A 16,971-nucleotide genomic window follows, 5' to 3' on the forward strand; every position below is an offset into this window, starting at 1 on the left:
GCCAATTTCCGGTTTAGTTGTACTTCGTACATTTAAACATCCGTTGATTCTTCCCTCTCCCCTTTTTGGGCAGATTTAGTTGTACAGACTACAGTTATACAATGAAAGTGTGCCTTTTCGCTCGTTTTAGGTGTACGTTCTGCAACTATCCCTGCATAGTCCGTTTTTATTCAGCAGAGTGTCAGTTGCCTGGGCGTTGCGGACTGAGGAGCGTTTATTTTGCAGAAAACGCATGACTGGGAAGAGTTACGGACTCCACGGCGCTTAAAGGCGGATATGCTGCCTTAAATCATCGGTTAGAGTGATAATAGGTTCCTCTGAGTCCGCAACTCCGTAAAAAGTGCTGTTTTTTTGAAAATAACGGCTCTCCAGTCCGTCAGGGTATACCCGCTTGCTTTGCACTCCCGCTTTTTCAATCAGATACTGTTAGAAAGGAGCGTATAGACCATGGATACTCCCGGGATCTCGCTCTGCATGATCGTAAGGAATGAGGCGCAACATCTGGAGCAATGCCTCCTGTCTGTTCAGGGTATGGTCTCGGAGATTATTATCGCGGATACCGGATCAGAGGATAACAGTATGGCTATCGCCGGCAGGTTCGGTGCCCGGGTAATCAGGCTGCCCTGGGAACACGATTTCTCCAAAGCCCGTAATCATACCCTACAGCTGGCCTCCTATGGGTGGATTCTGGTGCTGGATGCAGATGAAGCCCTTGCTGACTGGAAGCCAGAGGAGTTAAAGCTTCTGCTGGAATCGGAGCATGCGGACGGGTATTTCCTGCCTTTTATTCATTATGTAGGTGATGCCTCCGGGCGCGAATACGTGACAGACAATGTGTGCAGACTCTTCCGAAACGATGTACGTATCTGTTTTCGCGGCAGCATTCATGAAGAGGTAGCCTCCAGCATCTGGAGCCTCCCCGGAGGACATATTGCTTATGCCCGTCTGCCTGTCCACCATTACGGCTATCTGGATGATGAGCTTCAGCGCAAAAATAAAGCCAGCCGCAATCTGGAGCTGATCCATGCTGCGCTAGAGCTTGAGCCCGGCAGTGTTCCCCTGCGGTACGCACTGGGGACGGAATATTACCAGCAGGGCAAGTACCCGGCTGCGGCGAACCTGCTACTGCCGCTGCTGGAAGAAGCTCCGCCCGACTCCGGCTATACCGCCGACCTGTATCTCAAAACAGCCTTTGCCCTCCAAGCGGGCGGGCGGCCTGCGGACGCGGAGTCTGTCTATCAGGCCGGGATTGGGCTGTACGCAGATTTCACTGATCTGCTGGAGAGCTATGCGGGTCTGCTGCTGGAGCAAGGGCAGGTATGGCGGGCATACCCTCTGCTCCAGCAGGCGCTGGACAGCGGGGATACCGCACATAAATACCCTTCCTCCTCCGGCAGCGGAACCTACCGCACCCGCCTTTCCGCCGGGCGGGTCTGCGAGCGGCTGTTCCTCTACTCGGAAGCAATGGAGCATTACAGACAGGCGATCGGCTACGCGCCTGATGACGTAACCGCCTGGGAGCAGCTGGCCACGCTGTGCCTGCTGTCCGGGCAAGCGGAGCAGCTGACAGTGTTCACGCGTCAGCTGCTCCCTGCCCTGCCCCGGCGAGTGCTGATCCGGCTGGTGCCGGCCGCACTCAATGCCCGCGCCGCCCCGTGGCTGGCGGCGCTTCTCGCAGCACCGCATCTGCCGGAGGATATCCGGCAGGTGCTTCAGGTGCTGCTGGGGACGCTGTTCCGCGACCCGGAACAGCCCGGGGCCGCATCCGCTGAGCTTGCGCGGATGCAGAGAGGCGCGCCGGATAACCCGTGGGTATCCGGCTATCTGTGGGCCTTGTCCTGCCGCAACAGCGGGATCGCCGCGGCAGGACAAGGCCTGGGGCGGCTGGCGGAGCTGCCGCCCGGGCTTGCAGCCATGCACCGCCGGCTGGCGGGGCAGCAGCCCGGCCCGGCGGAGCATCGGGCAGGCTCTAACAGCATGCAGGAGCGCCAAGTCGCCTCCCCCCATGCTGAAACCAGCCATTCCAGGCTGCCACAATGCCAAGCCGAAGAACAAGAAGACCCTTCTGTTCCGGCAGAATGTTCCTTCCCGGCCCCCGATATCGGCAGCTTAGCCGATTCGGAATACCGCGCAGACACACCGCTTAGCTCTACAGATTTTTCTTACACAGCACAACTGCTGCTTCAAGCAGGCGCTTGGGACACACTGCTCCTGCTTCTGCTTGACAGGCCGCTTGGCGCTGCACACTTTCTCTGGAGCAGACTTCCCCTGCCACTGCTGCAAGGAATGCTGCATGCACCTGCTTCATTTAGATTACAGTGGTGTGCGGAATATACCGGGCAATCTCAGCACCATAGATTGCCCGGGGATGCTGCCGAATGGCTGCTCTATGCAGCCATAGCTCAATCCTGCGGGCAAGCTCCACAGCTTACGTCAGACGATGAACAGACGCTACTGCAATCCGGCAGCGCTGCCGCAATCACTGGCCTCAGTTATTACATGCTGCTGCTTGCAGCGGAGGTTCACCCGGAGGGGAGCATCGCCGCTACTGGAAGCATTCCGTGGCTGCTGCTTGTGAAGTCGGTGCTTCAGGGTGGGGATGACGGGAGGTAACAATGTCTGAAGCTCCGCTTGGTTTCAAAGCTTTACTCATTAATACTCCCTTGCAACTGCGTTTCAAACATATGCGCCAAGACATCAATGAACTCAATCATGACGGGAACTGAATTGTCTTTGCCGCCCAATGTTTGGAATGTAATTTTTGACTTTTGCAAATCAACCTTATAAGAAATAATTTCATTATCATGAATATTTTGCATTCGTCCCCAACCTCCCAGTGAAAATCCTGCTCAAAATACAACATTACCCTGCTCATCCCGGCTACATTTCAAAGTTACTGCATAAAAAGCAGGATTTTTCATCCTCCAAACGCTCAGCGGGGGGCAATTCTTGCATTTTATACAACAACTCTATCATATCCCCGGATATCCCGGTTTCCGAGTTGCAATTTGTACAACATTATGGGAATACAGGGGTAATAACATTAATTGAATGACGCATTCCTCTCCGGCACCACTACAAAAAAGGCCCCGTCATAAGCCAAGGCCTCATTCCTCCTGTATTCACCTACGATAAGCCGACAAGCTTACCACCGGTCGGTCATCCTTACCGGCTTGATAACGCCTGCACCGAGTTCCAGTCTGTCGATGCATAACATGCGGTTGCCCGGCTCCCGGTCTCCGATGAGTCTGCGGTGATAGACGATCAGCCATTCATCGCGGTCCGGCAGATGCAAATATCCGTGATGGCCGGGGCCTTCCGCCACCGGCTCCTGCCTCTCCAGTATGGTCCCCAGGTTCGGGAATGGACCAAGCGGGTTGTCGCTTACGCCATAAGCGACCCGGTAGGTCCCGTTGGTCCATCCGCCCATTGACCACATCAGATAATACAGGCCGTCCTTCTTGATCATACACGGCCCCTCCACATAACCCGGCGGGGTGACGGAAAGGATGACCTCTCCGTCCGGGAACGGAACAAACCCCGTCATCTCCTCATTCATCCGGGCCACGTTGCAATGCCCCCAGCCCCCGTAATACAGATAGATTGCACCGTCATCATCCTTGAACAGATGAGCGTCGATCGGCTGCGCGCCGTGAACGAACCCGCCGATCAGCGGCCGGTGGAGATACCCTCTGTAGGGGCCTTCGGGAGCATCCGCAACAGCAATCTCCAGCCCGCCGGCTTCGCCGTCCTTCTGGATATCGTTCGAGGCAAAGACCAGATAATGCCGGCCGTGATGCTCAATCTGGGTCGGAGCCCATACCGCTCTCCAGATCCAGGGGAAATCATCCATTTCGATGATCCCCTCGTGGGTCGTCCAGTGAACCAGATCCCCGGAACTGAAGGCATCCAGATTCATCTGCCGGGTATATTCCGTGAAGGATCTGGTGGCATACACATAATGCCTGCCCCCATATGTTCTGGCCTCCGGGTCAGCATACCAGCCCGGGATAACCGGGTTCGTAATTCCGCGCAAGCGAATCTCCTCCTTTGCTCTGCACTAGCGAATTCAATAGCCGTACAGGCCACTTCCTTCCCGTTCCCGCACCCAGACCTGCATGAAACCAGGCTCCCTGTTGTCCCAAGCATAATAGGGGATGAACCTGAGCGGCCTGCCGTCTGCATCCCGGCTCTGCAGCACCGTCACCCCGCCCAGCAGCTCCGGCAGATGCTTCACCCGGAACCTCGCTCCGGCCGGCAGGGAGAAGGCATCATAGGAACTGCCGGGATGGTCCGTCTGCTCCAGACAATATACAACGGGTCCCCGCTGCACGGCAACCCTCCCTCTGTCCGCCTCCACCTCCGGTCTGGCCCGCACCTTATTCACGGGCAGCTCCAGCTCAAGCACCACCGTATCCCCCGGCGACCAGTTCCGCTCGAGCACCATATACCCCTGATGCGTCAAGGCTTCCGCCTCCCCGATGCTGATGCCTCCTGCCTCCACCCGGTACCCGCTGCACCACTCCGGCACCCGCAGCCGGATACTGAATTCGGCGCTTGCAGCAGGGTTCACCTCAAGCTCTATCCGGCCATCCCAGGGATAACGGGTGCTTAGCTTCAGCCTGACGCCCAGCCCGCTGGCAAGCCTAAGCTCCGCTTCGCTGTTCATATATTGATTCACCGCCAGGCCATCCTCTGTAACAGCATAGGAGTACTGGCCCAGGGATGGCAGAAAGCGGGCCAGATTGGTCGGACAGCAAGAGGTTTCAAACCATGGGACACGATGATGCCCGCCCTGGGAAGCCAGCGGATTCTCATAGAAATATTGATCCCCGGACAGGGAGATTCCCGACAAAGCGCCATTATACAGCTCACGTTCTACCACATCGGCATATTTACCGTCCCCGAACGTCAGATTCATCCGGTGATTCCAGAACACCATGGCAATGGCGGCGCAGGTCTCGCAATAGGCTGTCTCATTAGGCAGGTCATAATCGGAGGTGAAGCCTTCATTGTGCCTGGACGGCCCGATGCCGCCCGTTACATACATGTTGCGCTCAACCGTATGTGTCCAGACCCTGTGCAGAGCCTCCGTATAAGCGGAATCTCCTGAAGCATGGACAATATCCGCCATGGCCGTATACAGATACATGGCACGGACGGCATGGCCGGTGACCTGCTTAATCTCGCGGACGGGGACATCGTCCTGGCAATAGGCCGGTCCCCACTCCGGATTATCCCAGATCGCGCCAACACCATAGCCATGGCCTCGCTCCTCCAGCAGCCAGAGTGCCAACTTCCAGTAGCGCTCACTCTGCGTCACGCGGTACAGCTTCACCAGTGCCAGCTCGATCTCCTCATGCCCCTCCACCCAGTGCCGCTTGCCGGGGCCGAAGACCTCGTCAACATGATCGGCCAGACGGCAGGCCACCTCCAGCAACTCGCGCTTGCCGGTGGCTGCATAATAGGCAACCGCCGCTTCGATCAGATGGCCGCCGTTGTACATCTCGTGCTTCTCCATGTCTGTCCACTTGCCCTGGGGATTCTCCAGGGTAAAGTACGCACACAGATAGCCGTCTTCTTCCTGCGCAGCCGAGATCAGCCCGATGATCCGGTCAGCCTCAGCCTCCAGCGCCGCATCCCGCTCTGACATCAGCGCATAGGCAATGCCTTCAAGCACCTTGTAGACATCTGAGTCGTTATAATATTTGCCTTCGTAATGCCCTTCCAGCAGTCCTGCTGCCTTGGCGAAGTTATTGATGCGGCCGGTCTCCTCACATTTGGACAGGCAATCCGGCAGCGTGGTCTGCCTCAGCACCTTCAGGCGCGGCTTCCAGAACTCGTCATTGATAGTTACACAGGTGAAGGACACATCTTGCCAGGCATGAATCTTCGCTTGTTGCTCTGCCATTTCCGTTCCCCGCCTCCTTTATCCTTTTAATCCCGTTAAGGTTATGCCCTCCAGGAAGTAACGCTGTCCGGCCAGAAACACAATGACACAAGGCAGAACGACAGTGGCCGAGGCCGCCATCAGCAGATCCCACTGCGCGGTATAGGTGCCCTGGAACATTTGCAGGCCCAGCGCGAGGGTGAACCATTTGTCGCTTTTCAGATAGATCAACGGTCCCATGAAGTCATTCCAGGAGGCCAGGAAGCTGAACAAGGCCACTACGATAATCGCGGAACGGCTTAGGGGAAAGATGATCCGGGTATAGATCTGCCAGTAATTCGCCCCGTCCACATAGGCAGCTTCATCGAAATCGCGCGGAATGCTCAGATAGAATTGCCGGAGAAGGAAGATGTTGAAGATTCCCCCGCCGAAATAAGCGGGCACAATCAGCGGATACAACGTATCGTAGAACCCCATCATTTGCCAGCCCAGAAAGCTTGGGATCATCGTCACCGCCGCCGGCAGCATCATGCTGGTCATCAGGACCGCGAACACCGCATCCCTGCCCTTCCAAGGAATCCGTGAGAATCCGAAGGCTCCGATGCTGCTCGTAATTACGGTTCCCACCAGCACGGTGACCACGATGATGAGCGTATTCTTGAAGAAAACATCGAACGGCAGCACCGTAAGCGCCTTATGGAAATTGCCCCATTGAAACGGCTTCGGTATCCATTCGGGGGGCATGGTGAATATTTGCGATAAATTCATCAGCGAGCTGCGGATCAGCCAGACAAACGGAATGATGAACATACAGGAGATTAGGATCAGCGCCCCGTAACCTGCGGTAAGTGAAAGCTTCGATGGCCTCAAGCCCGGTCCCCCCCTTCGTAATACACCCATGACTTCGAGGTTCTGAAGACGATGAAGGTGAAGAACAGAATAATGACGAACAAGATCCAGGCCAGCGCGGACGCATACCCCATCTCGGCATCCCGGAAGCCTGTTCTCCACAAATAAAATACATAGAACAAACTCCGGTTATTCGGTCCGCCCTGCGTCAGAATGTAGGCTTCGTTGAAGACCTGGAAGGAACCGATAATCGTCATGATTGTATTGAAAAAGATTGTCGGGGTGACCATCGGAACCGTCACATGGCTCAGCTTACGGAACCAGCCCCCTCCATCCACCTCAATGGCCTCATAATACTGCCGGGGGATGCCGGATAGTCCGGCGAGGAAAATAATCACCGTGCTGCCGATCCCCCAGAGCGTGGTAAGTACGACTGAGGGGATCACGCTGCCTTCCCCGTACAGCCAGTTGCTGGTCGGCAGATGCAAGCGGCTCAGCAGCGAATTGATGAGGCCCAGGTCAGGGTTAAGCAGCCACATCCAGATCATGGCCGAGGCCACCGCCGGAACAATACTCGGCAGGTAGATGATCGTACGGAAGATAGCCCTTCCCTTCACATTGAGATTCAATAGCAGCGCGATCCCGAAGGAGAGGAGAATCACCGCAGGCACACGCAGTATGACGAAATAGAAGGTGATCCCCAGCGATTTATAGAACAGCTCATCTTCACCTGAGAACAGCCGCAGGTAATTATCCAGACCGGTGAAAGCGGTCTGCTCTTTGAACACATTATAGTTAGTCAGGCTGAGCACCAGGCTGGCGATCATGGGACCCAGCGTAAAAATGGCAAACCCAAGGATGGCGGGGGCGGTGAACAGCAGCCCGTAGAACATTCCTTTTCGCATACTGGCCTCCAGTCTTGTTGATTATTCCTTGATATCGCGCCGTCCCTTAATCTGGGCCTGGACCTTTGCCGCGATGGAGTCCATCGCTTCCTGGGCAGTCTGCTGGCCGAGCCACACCTTATCCAGCGCAGGATTGACCAAGTCCATAATATTGTTGAAATTCTTCACATAGCCGGTCGGGGTCTGATGCCCTTTGGTCAGAATCACATCGACAATGGCTTCCTTATAGCCGGACGGTCTGGCGTCCAGATTCTCCGTCCATTTGGCCAGTAGCGCAGGATCGGTGTACCAGTCCTTGGGAGATGGCATCCAGGTTCCGGCTGTAAGCATGTCAATGGAGGCTTCGGGATCGAGCAGCGCCTTCAGCAGCTCCCAGGTCTCCTGGGGATGCTTGGTGGATTTGAAAATGGAGAACATGCCGCAGACCACGGTGGTGACCGGCTCCTTCATTACAGGCATGACCCCGACATTGAAGTTGAAGTTCGACTGGGCGAGGCCTGCGCTTGCCCATTGCCCGTCTACAGTCATCGCCACCTTCTTGGTCTGGAGCGCTACATTCGTTGCCGGAATATTCTTGGACTGCACGGGTGAAGGGGAGACATGATGCACATTCATCAGATCGGATATTTTCTGAAGGGCTTCCACCGCCTCCGGCTGGTTCAGCCCGAAGGTTTTGCCGTCCGCTGAGATGAAATCCCCGCCGTTGGAATAGATGAAGTTGCTGTACACCCCCCACCAGGTGGAGATATTTGCTCCATATTGCTTGATTCTGGTCGGATCGAAGCCTTCCTGGTCCGCTGTTTTGCCGTTCATGTCCACCGTCAGCTTCTTGGCCACCTCAACGAATTCATCCCAGGTCCAGGCATCCGCCACATTCGACGGAGGAGGTTCAATGCCGGCGTCCTTGAAGATATCCTCATTGTAGAACAAGGCGAAGGATTCGGGGCCGGGGCCGATTCCGATAACATTGCCCGGCTCCAGGGAATAGGTAATATTGGGAACCAGTGTATCCGGACTGATATCGGCATCCGTATCCAGGAATTCCTGAAGATTATAGAATTTGCCCTGCTCCGCCATCGGAAAAGCAATGGTGCCCGATTCCATCATGGCAATGTCCGGAACATCATTCCCGGCGACCATAGTCGTCAGCTTGGTATCATAATCGGCGGCAATATGCTGAAGCTCGACCTTAACGCTCGGATGCTTGGCCTCGAAATTCTGAATCGCTTTTTTATAAGGAGCCACTTCCTCCGGTGAGCCCCAGACCGTCATCCGCAGCTTAATATTCTCCTTCGATCCGGAATTCCCGGAAGATGCGGAAGTGTCAGGGCTTGCAGTATTAGACTTCGAGCACGCAGACAGCACGGCGGCAAGCATCAGAACCAGAGCCAATGTGATGAAGACTGATTTCCTGGGTTGCGACATATTCGGAAGCCCCTCTCGATTTCTAAGTTCAACGGGTTCATAGCTGCAGTCTATGATGTCTTTATTATAAAATATAAGATAGCGCTTACATAACCCTAATCTCTTTGGATTGGTGGACCGGGATTGGCTTATAGCGGCAAAGTAATCACTACCTTCGTGCCTGCTCCCGGAGTCGAGAAGATGGATATCCCGTACTCGCCGCCGTAGGTCATCTGAATGCGGTCAATAGTATTCTTAATACCCACAGAGGAAGACTTCTGATACAGAATTCTGTGTACCGTCTCCGCACTCATGCCCCGGCCGTTGTCGGCCACCTCGTAATGCCGGGTTCTGCCGTTAATCCAGCCGCGGATTCCAATGAGTCCTCCAGAGCCGGTCTGATCGAAGCCGTGAAGAATCGCATTCTCCACAAAGGGCTGGAACAGCAGTCTCGGCACATCGTACGCCAAGAGCTGCGGGTCCATATCATACTCCACGGTGAACTTGTCCTCGAAGCGGATCGACATAATATAGAAGTAATTACTCATCCAGCTCATCTCTTCGGACAACGGTACGGCGTCCCATGTCTTCCGGGAGGTATAATGCAGCATGTTGGATAGACAGACAAGCATCCTGCTAAGCTCCTGCTGATCATTCTCAATTGCCGTCCAGTTCATCACATTCAGCGTATTATACAGGAAGTGCGGATGCATCTGCATATTCAGCGCCTGTATCTCAGCCTCTTTCTCCTTCAGCTTGATCTCGTAATTCTCCGTCACCAGCAGCTGAATCCGGTCATTCATCCGGTTGAAGCGCTGCGTCAGCACGCCGAACTCGTCATGGCTCACCACATCCACGCGGGTCTGGAAATCTCCCTCGCCCACCGATCTCATTGCGCTGAGCAGCCGCTTGATGGGCTTAGTGATTTTACCTGCAATGAAATAAGCGAAGATCAGAGCCACAATCCCCATCACAACAGCCAGTACAGTAATAGATGTCCGGATCACCGGCACCAGGCTGCTCACCAGCCCTGCCTCCGGTATCCACACCACAGACATCCAGCCGGTCACCTCCGAACGGTCGAAGCAGACGATCACCGCTTCGCCGTCCAGCTTCATTCTCCGTGCCCCGCTGTTCTCCCGCTGCAGCTTGTCCAGTCCTGCCTCCTTATAGATCTGTGCAACCTGACCCGGCTCACTGCTGGCGACTACCCTGTCCTGCGGATCAAGCACCATGTAGCGCGAGTTCCCCGGAAGGCTGTCTGCATACAAGGATTTAAGCACCTCGGATTTGAAGCTTATGGCAAGTACGGGGCGTTCCACTCCGGCATCCATTTTAGCAAGCTTCGTATTGCTCAGATAGGTGAAGTCCAGCAGACGTGTAGCCGAGAAGAGATAACGGAACTCCAGATTTCCGCCTTGCAGATAGGGCTGGTTGAACATGGACGCGAACTCATAAGTCGGTATCCACACCAGCTTCCCTCCCGCCTGCCGGGCCATACGGTATATATCCGATTGCGTCGGTTCTCCTTGAGGCAGGGGTTGTCCGAAGGTGAAGTAGGAGGTCCATAGCTGGTAGGCAAAGATATCCTGGTTCTGGGAAAAGGTTTTGCCGAGCACAGCCGTCACCTGCCGGTCGGCTGCGAACAGCTCCGCTTCATTCGCGGGGTCCAGCTGGTTGAAGATGCGGAACAGATCCTTATCGAGGAACAAGGACATGCTGTTCTGGTCCACGATCCGCAGCTTGGTGTCCATGACTTCATTATTCTTCCTGACAATCTCATATACATTCTTCTGCGCCTGCTCTGTGATAATCTTCAGGCTGGTCCGGTAGAATAAAGCCCCCAGAACGAGCAGGGGAATGGCGATCAACAGAATATAGCTGGCCAGCAGCCGGTAACGGAAGGTGATCTTCATGCCTCACGTTTCCTTTGCGACAGCGCATGCTTATAGGCTTTGGGCGACATGCCGTAATACTTCTTGAATACGCGGCAAAAATATTTCGTATCCTGAAATCCGCATTCCAGGGATATCTCATATATTCGGAGCGGCTCCCCGGCAAGCAGTACCTTGGCCCGCTTCATCCGGGCCGCCGTCACATGCTCCGAGAACGTTTTTCCCGTCCTGTTCTTGATCAGTGTACTGAAATAGGAAGGGTTAAAATGGAAATGCTCAGCTGCCCGCTCCAGTGTAAGCTCCTCCTTCATATGCTGCTGTATCCAGCTTAGGCATTCAGCGATCATGCTCTCCCCCTGATCCTGCCGGGATACGGTTAAGGCCAAATGCGCTTCCCGGAGTGCCTGCCCCAAATGGGCCACCAGCTCCGGGTACGAGCGGCATGAGCGGATAAGCATCGTAGCCGTACCGGTCAGCATCTGCTGCGCTCTCTTATCCAGAATGTCCTGATGCTCACTCCGGATCTGCAGCAGCATTAGCGATGCCTGCTCCTTTAGCAGCATAGGGCTGGCATGTCCACCGTCTGCAAGCTGGCAGAGGGCTTCCACACAAGCTTCCAGAACAAGCGCAGCATCATCCATTTTCAACGCCTCATAGACCTTGCTCCAGTCAGGAACGGCCTCGCGGGAAGAAAACCTGATCTCATCTGAAAACAGCAGCCCCTGCCGGAAATCATAGAAGTTGTAACTGTTGGCCGTTCTGGCTGCCAGATAGGACCGCGGCGCTTCCTCCCGGAGGGAACGGCATTCCGGGCCAATCCCGTGGGTGAGCTGTCCGGTATGCGCCCAATCCGCCGCCAAGGAACGGGCAATGGACCGGGCTTCTTCCCGCTTGTCCCCGGTAAGGGCTTCCAGGGAAATCAAGGTAACGGCGGCAAGAGAGCCGTCCTCCGTCATCCCGCTCAAGGGAATGGTGATGGCTTCCCCCCACCTGCCCCAGGCCTGCTCCAGAGCACGGATGAACACGCCGCTGTCCTGCCTCTCCCCGCTATCCTGGCAGGAGTTCAGCTCCGAATACACAGCGACACCGCTCTCCCGCAGCCAATCATAACCGTCCAGCTCCGCCAGCTCGGCCAAGGACGCACTGCCGTTCAGCCAGGACAGCATGAGCCGGTTCAGGTAGGCGGAAGAAGCGAGCTTAAGCCGGTGCTGCATTTCTTCCTCTTCACGGCGCTGCCTCTGTTCCGCTGTCAGCAGAAGGTCGATCCGGCTTAGGACATCCGCTACCTGGTCAATCTCCACCGGCTTCAGCAGGTAATCGTAAGCCCCATAATGAACTGCCTTCTGCGCATACTCGAACAGATTGTAAGCGGATACCATTACGACCTTGGTCCGGATACCTTCAAGCTTAAGCCGTTCCAGAAATTCAAGCCCATCCATTCCGGGCATACGGATATCAGTCAATATAGCTTCCGGGCGGTGGGCTTTCACCATTTCCATAGCGGACAAGCCATCCTGCACCGCCACCACCTGATCCTCCGGCCGAAGGCGTCCGATCAGATTGACCATCCCTCTAAGATGTCTGGGCTCATCATCCACGATCAATATTCTCATTATGCTAGCCCCCCAAGATTGGCTTACAGCCCCTGTCAGCCGCAGTGTTGCCCTTATTATAGAAGCCATTCCGGTTCATTCCTAGTGGATTCATATTGGAAAGGTGGATTTGAATTGAAAAATATGAGCTCAATCCTGAAAACAAGTAGAAAAATGTAGCTTAATTACTCCACTTCTGGCGGTTACAGGACAATAAGTGGATTAACAGCATCTGCTAATACCGTTCTGACCACTAGTGGAGAAATTACGAAAATTTAAATGCTGTTTTTCCAACTCTTGTCGCAATATCCGCCATTCGTCCATTAACAAGTGTCCTAATTCCACCCACTTCCCTCATCGTCCTCATCGCACCGGCAGCCTGCCAACTAATTCCGAACTTTATCCGCATTAGCCCGTATCAACCTCTCCGGCACAATAAAAAAAGACCCCCATTTAGCCATTAAATGACCACAGGAGCCCTTACCCCGACATTATCCCCGCTTCTCCCCTACTCCGGCCCATCCCCCGTATTTCCGCTTCCGCTTTCCGCATCCGGCGCATTGTTGCTGCCTGATGCAGGCGAGGGGCTCTCCCCGCTGCCCGCATGTCCGCCTGATCCGCCCGAGCCTGAACTGCTGTTGCCGCCGCCTGAAGGCGTGCCTTCCGCGCCGGTGCTGCTTTTCTCCGTACTCAGCGAAGGGGCCGGGATGGCGATGCCCGGGGCGCTGCTGCCGTTCTCGCCGACAGGCTTGCCCTGATTGTCATAGTAGTACATCGGAACGTCACCGACTACCATCAGGTAGGAGACGGGGATCTCTGTGTCCACCACCTGCGGCTCCATGTCAAAGGGGATTACGACCGCTACCTCGGTCACAATGTGAATATAGACCTCAACCAGAATCATATTGATTCCGGCATTTTGCTGCCGGGTATTCAGCTCCACCTTCACGGCCCCCTGAGGTTCGATCTTGATCGGAATATCGGGTCCAAAGGAGGCAATCAGCGGGCTGCCAAGCGCCTGGCCCAGCGGAATACGCTCGCTGCGGTTATGCAGTTCCTGCAGTGTGGACTGTATCACCTCGGCGGCTTGCGAGGTAATCCGCATATGCTCCTTATAGTTGAGCATGAAGCCGGAGATTTTGCCGCTCTTATCCGTCTTCCAGTCAATCAGCGCCTCAGCATTCCCGCCGTCCGCCACCTGGGACGTAATTGCCTTGTTAATGGATTCCGTAGCGATCTGCTTCACCCGGATCTGCGCCAGATGGAGAATCGGCGGCTTCAGGTGCTGCTCCACATAACGCAGCCCCTGCAGCACCGCCAGAAGCAGCAGCAGGCTCAGAACGATCCAGAATCTGCCCCGTCTGCGCGGCTTCCGCCCCTTGTCCCCGTCAGCTTCCTGCCGCTTCCCGTCCCTGCTGCCGAACAGGCGGAACCCGCCGCCCCCGCGCCCGGCCTTGCGCCAGACCCGCTGGCCCGGAGCGCCCGCTGTTCTCCCGGACGGCTTCGCTGTCCCGTAATCCGCTCCGCTCCCGTCCAGCCGGCCGCCGGACCTGGAGGGCTTCGCCACGAAGCCCCCGCTCCGTCCCCAGCTCCGGCCAGGCAGACCCGCGCCGGGTCTTGAAGGCTTCGCTTCGAACCTTGCTCCCGAACCCGCACCCGGCGGCCGGATTCCCGCTCTGGACGGTTTGGCCTTGAAGGCCTGGCGGCGCCCGACCGGCCCCCTCAGACCGCTTCCGCTGAAGTCCGGCAGCCGCAGACGCCCGAAGAGCGGTACGCCTGCGCTCCGTTTCCCCCATTTTCTGATTCTGCCCATGCCTGCAGTCCCTCCCGACATTCCTGCGGTCAAGCCGCTCCCTGTACTAATAGGCTATTCGGCGCACACGCAAAATAACCCCACAATGTGGGGTTTCCGCTTTGATATATCTGGTCCATTCTGAGGGTTGTCTCCCTCACCGCCGCTTGTACGGAGCAGCATTGTTGCAATTCTTGCAGGATTTCTCGAAATTTGTTACTGGCTGTGGCCACATGATATTCGCTTTTACTCATACATCCGCCCACACGCCTTCGCACTCGCCATTGTATTCGGTTTTTCATACACATGTTGGTTTCTCTTCCAGATAATTCACATAATCCTCCTCCCAACCCTATCCCCACCATAAAACAAGAACAAAATGCCTGCGGCATCCCCATTGTGATCGGTTTTTCGACCATATCCGGCCCACACGCCTCTGCCGCACCGATTGTAGCCGGTTTTTCGACCACATCCGGCCCACACGTCTCTGCCGCACCGAATGTAGTCGGTTTTTCGACCACATTCGGCCCACACGCCTCTGCCGCACTGAATGTAGTCGGTTTTTCGACCACATTCGGCCCACACGCCTCTGCCGCACTGAATGTAGTCGGTTTTTCGACCACATCCGGCCCACACGCCTCTGCCGCACCGAATGTGATCGGTTTTTCGACCACATCCGGCCCACACGCCACTGCCGCACCAAATGTGATCGGTTTTTCGACCATATCCGGCCCACACGCCTCTGCCGCACCAAATGTGATCGGTTTTTCGACCATATCCGGCCCCGAATATAGTCATCCTGCCGATGCTCCAAGACACTTACCCCCAACTTTATGCACAACTTATCCACATCGGACGCAAATCATAATTTCCTAATCCACAAAAAAAAAGAACATCCCCGCGGCAGCACACCGCAGCAACGTTCTTCTAATGCCCCGCCCGCTTGCGCTTATCCTCCTGAAGATGCCCCCAATGCAGCCGGACAAAGATAGCAAGCAGAATCAGCATAAATACGCCATACCACAACAGAAAACCGTTCCAGTCCTCACGCGGGACAATGAGCGAGGAGCTGAGCGTACCGAACAGCCAGATAAAAGACAGATTGCCGAGCACCGTCCCCCAGACAAAAGCCGCCGGCTTCATCGGAGACACGGCTGACATCAGGTTGATGATATTGCTGGGCACAATCGGAATCGTACGCAGCAGCACCAGGGTCCAGATGCCGTATCGGTCCAGATAGGTCTGCCATTTCTCATACTTCTTGAGCTTGTAGCCCCATTTGCGGTCGAACCAGTCGAAGAGATAGCGCCGGAAGAGAAAATAGACAATTACCGCGCCCAGGTTGCAGGCCAGCCAGCTGACAGCCATCCCGCCGATCACTTCGAATACAGAGACATGCAGCACAATCAGAATCGCCAGGGGGAAAAATCCGAACAAGCTTTGCAGCACGGCGAGCGGAAAGGTAGCAAAAACAATATACGGGCCGCTAAGTCCCAGACTTTGCAGCAGCCAGTCAATCCAGGCATTGATGATCTCGGTCATAGAGCGCTCTCCTTCCCTGACTCTTAGCAGCATGTAAAGGAACCGCTCATTAATGTTGAAGAAAAACACCCCTTGCGGGGTGTTTATTGAACATCTAACTATAGATTCTGCGACATAAGCGTACAAGTTACAGAATTGTTGCTTATTTTCTCCCATCATAGCACACATCGGTCATCGCCGCCAGATCACTGAACCCTACAGAGTTCACTTAAGCAGAGATACCAGCCGTCCACTCATTAACCTTGGCTTCATTACTCTCTACCCATTCCTTGGCCGCTTCTTCAGGCGATTGTCCGCCCTGAATCTTGACCATAACCTGCTCCATATCCTCTGCGGTCCATTTGAATTGGCTCAGGAACTTGTGCACATCCGGCATATCTTCCTTCAGACCTGAGCGGACCATGGTATGAATCTGCTCAGCTCCGCCGTAGACATTCTTCGGATCGTCCAGGTACTTGAGGTCCATGTTGGCGAACATCCAGTGCGGAGTCCAGCCGGTGACCACAATCGGTTCATTCTTGTCAAAAGCCTTCTGCAGCTCCTGCGCCATTGCCGCCGACGAGCTCTCCAGCAGCGTATAATCGCTCAAGCCGTAGGCTTCGAGCGCTTTTTCCGTGGCCGTCATAATTCCGGCCCCCGGCTCAATTCCGATAATCCGCTTATCGAGCGTTGCCGCTACTTCCGCATTATTCAGATCTTCAATGGAGTTGATCTCCATATAGGCGGGAACGGCAAGCCCGGTCTTCGTTCCATCCAGATTCACACCGGCATCCTCAATGTCCTTGCCGTATTTCTCCAGATAAGAGGCATGCGTGCTTGGCAGCCAGGCGGCTACCATGGCGTCTGCGCTTCCGTCAGCAATCCCGGCCCACATCGGCCCGGCATCGACCTGCAGCATCTCCACCTTCACGCCGAGCTTCGTTTCCAGCACTTCCTTGACTACGTTAGTACTGGCGATCTCGGAATCCCAGGCCACATAAGCCAGCTTCACCGTACTGTTATTATTGGACGAACAACCAGCTACCAGAATTACTGCCATTAGCAGCATCAGCAGGACCAGTGGTCTGCGCTTTATCAATTGGATTCTTTTCATATTAATCAT

The 16,971-nt window shown here is 55.3% G+C and carries 13 protein-coding genes; 1 reads left to right on the top strand and 12 read right to left on the bottom strand.

Features of this window, described 5'->3' with window-relative positions; translation table 11 throughout:
* Positions 1-447 precede the first annotated feature (447 nt).
* Positions 448-2,613 carry a glycosyltransferase gene (locus tag NST26_RS26955; RefSeq protein WP_340950379.1) on the top strand — a complete coding sequence of 722 codons (2,166 nt, stop codon included), beginning with the start codon at positions 448-450 and terminating at the stop codon, positions 2,611-2,613.
* A gap of 32 nt (positions 2,614-2,645) precedes the next feature.
* Here NST26_RS26955 and NST26_RS26960 read toward each other — a convergent pair whose 3' ends face one another.
* The 12 genes from NST26_RS26960 to NST26_RS27015 form a co-directional block, all read right to left on the bottom strand.
* Positions 2,646-2,819 carry a hypothetical protein gene (locus NST26_RS26960; protein ID WP_209875854.1) on the bottom strand — a complete coding sequence of 58 codons (174 nt, stop codon included), beginning with the start codon at positions 2,817-2,819 and terminating at the stop codon, positions 2,646-2,648.
* A 326-nt stretch (positions 2,820-3,145) separates the two neighbouring features.
* Positions 3,146-4,036 (bottom strand): glycoside hydrolase family 43 protein, encoded by an 891-nt coding sequence (locus NST26_RS26965; RefSeq protein ID WP_235192081.1) that lies wholly within the window; start codon positions 4,034-4,036, stop codon positions 3,146-3,148.
* A 33-nt stretch (positions 4,037-4,069) separates the two neighbouring features.
* On the bottom strand, positions 4,070-5,911 hold the full coding sequence (locus NST26_RS26970; protein ID WP_340980260.1) for a glycoside hydrolase family 127 protein: 1,842 nt from the start codon (positions 5,909-5,911) through the stop codon (positions 4,070-4,072).
* 18 nt (positions 5,912-5,929) lie between these two features.
* A complete protein-coding gene (locus NST26_RS26975) occupies positions 5,930-6,760 on the bottom strand; it encodes a carbohydrate ABC transporter permease (protein WP_036732596.1) in 831 nt (276 codons plus the stop codon).
* A complete protein-coding gene (locus NST26_RS26980; protein ID WP_036732595.1) occupies positions 6,757-7,644 on the bottom strand; it encodes a carbohydrate ABC transporter permease in 888 nt (295 codons plus the stop codon). Before NST26_RS26980 ends, NST26_RS26975 begins: the two co-directional genes overlap by 4 nt.
* 21 nt (positions 7,645-7,665) lie before the next feature.
* Complete coding sequence (locus NST26_RS26985; protein ID WP_340980261.1) at positions 7,666-9,069, bottom strand: ABC transporter substrate-binding protein; 1,404 nt, start codon at positions 9,067-9,069, stop codon at positions 7,666-7,668.
* 128 nt (positions 9,070-9,197) lie between these two features.
* Positions 9,198-10,964 (bottom strand): sensor histidine kinase, encoded by a 1,767-nt coding sequence (locus NST26_RS26990; protein WP_340980262.1) that lies wholly within the window; start codon positions 10,962-10,964, stop codon positions 9,198-9,200.
* The gene (locus NST26_RS26995) at positions 10,961-12,556 is read right to left on the bottom strand and encodes a response regulator (protein ID WP_340980263.1); all 1,596 of its coding nucleotides are present in this window, start codon (positions 12,554-12,556) and stop codon (positions 10,961-10,963) included. The genes NST26_RS26990 and NST26_RS26995 overlap by 4 nt, the downstream gene beginning before the upstream one ends.
* Before the next feature lie 487 nt (positions 12,557-13,043).
* Positions 13,044-13,880, bottom strand: coding sequence for a sporulation protein YunB (yunB, locus tag NST26_RS27000; protein WP_340980875.1), 837 nt, complete (start codon positions 13,878-13,880; stop codon positions 13,044-13,046).
* A 497-nt stretch (positions 13,881-14,377) separates the two neighbouring features.
* Positions 14,378-15,103 carry a hypothetical protein gene (locus tag NST26_RS27005; RefSeq protein WP_340980265.1) on the bottom strand — a complete coding sequence of 242 codons (726 nt, stop codon included), beginning with the start codon at positions 15,101-15,103 and terminating at the stop codon, positions 14,378-14,380.
* A gap of 151 nt (positions 15,104-15,254) precedes the next feature.
* Complete coding sequence (locus tag NST26_RS27010) at positions 15,255-15,869, bottom strand: TVP38/TMEM64 family protein (protein WP_339251004.1); 615 nt, start codon at positions 15,867-15,869, stop codon at positions 15,255-15,257.
* Positions 15,870-16,077: 208 nt separating this feature from the next.
* The gene (locus NST26_RS27015; RefSeq protein ID WP_340980266.1) at positions 16,078-16,962 is read right to left on the bottom strand and encodes a glycine betaine ABC transporter substrate-binding protein; all 885 of its coding nucleotides are present in this window, start codon (positions 16,960-16,962) and stop codon (positions 16,078-16,080) included.
* Positions 16,963-16,971: the final 9 nt, after the last annotated feature.

It is taken from the genome of Paenibacillus sp. FSL R7-0128, assembly GCF_038002245.1.
In the GTDB taxonomy this organism is placed as follows: Bacteria; Bacillota; Bacilli; order Paenibacillales; family Paenibacillaceae; genus Paenibacillus_AQ; species Paenibacillus_AQ silagei.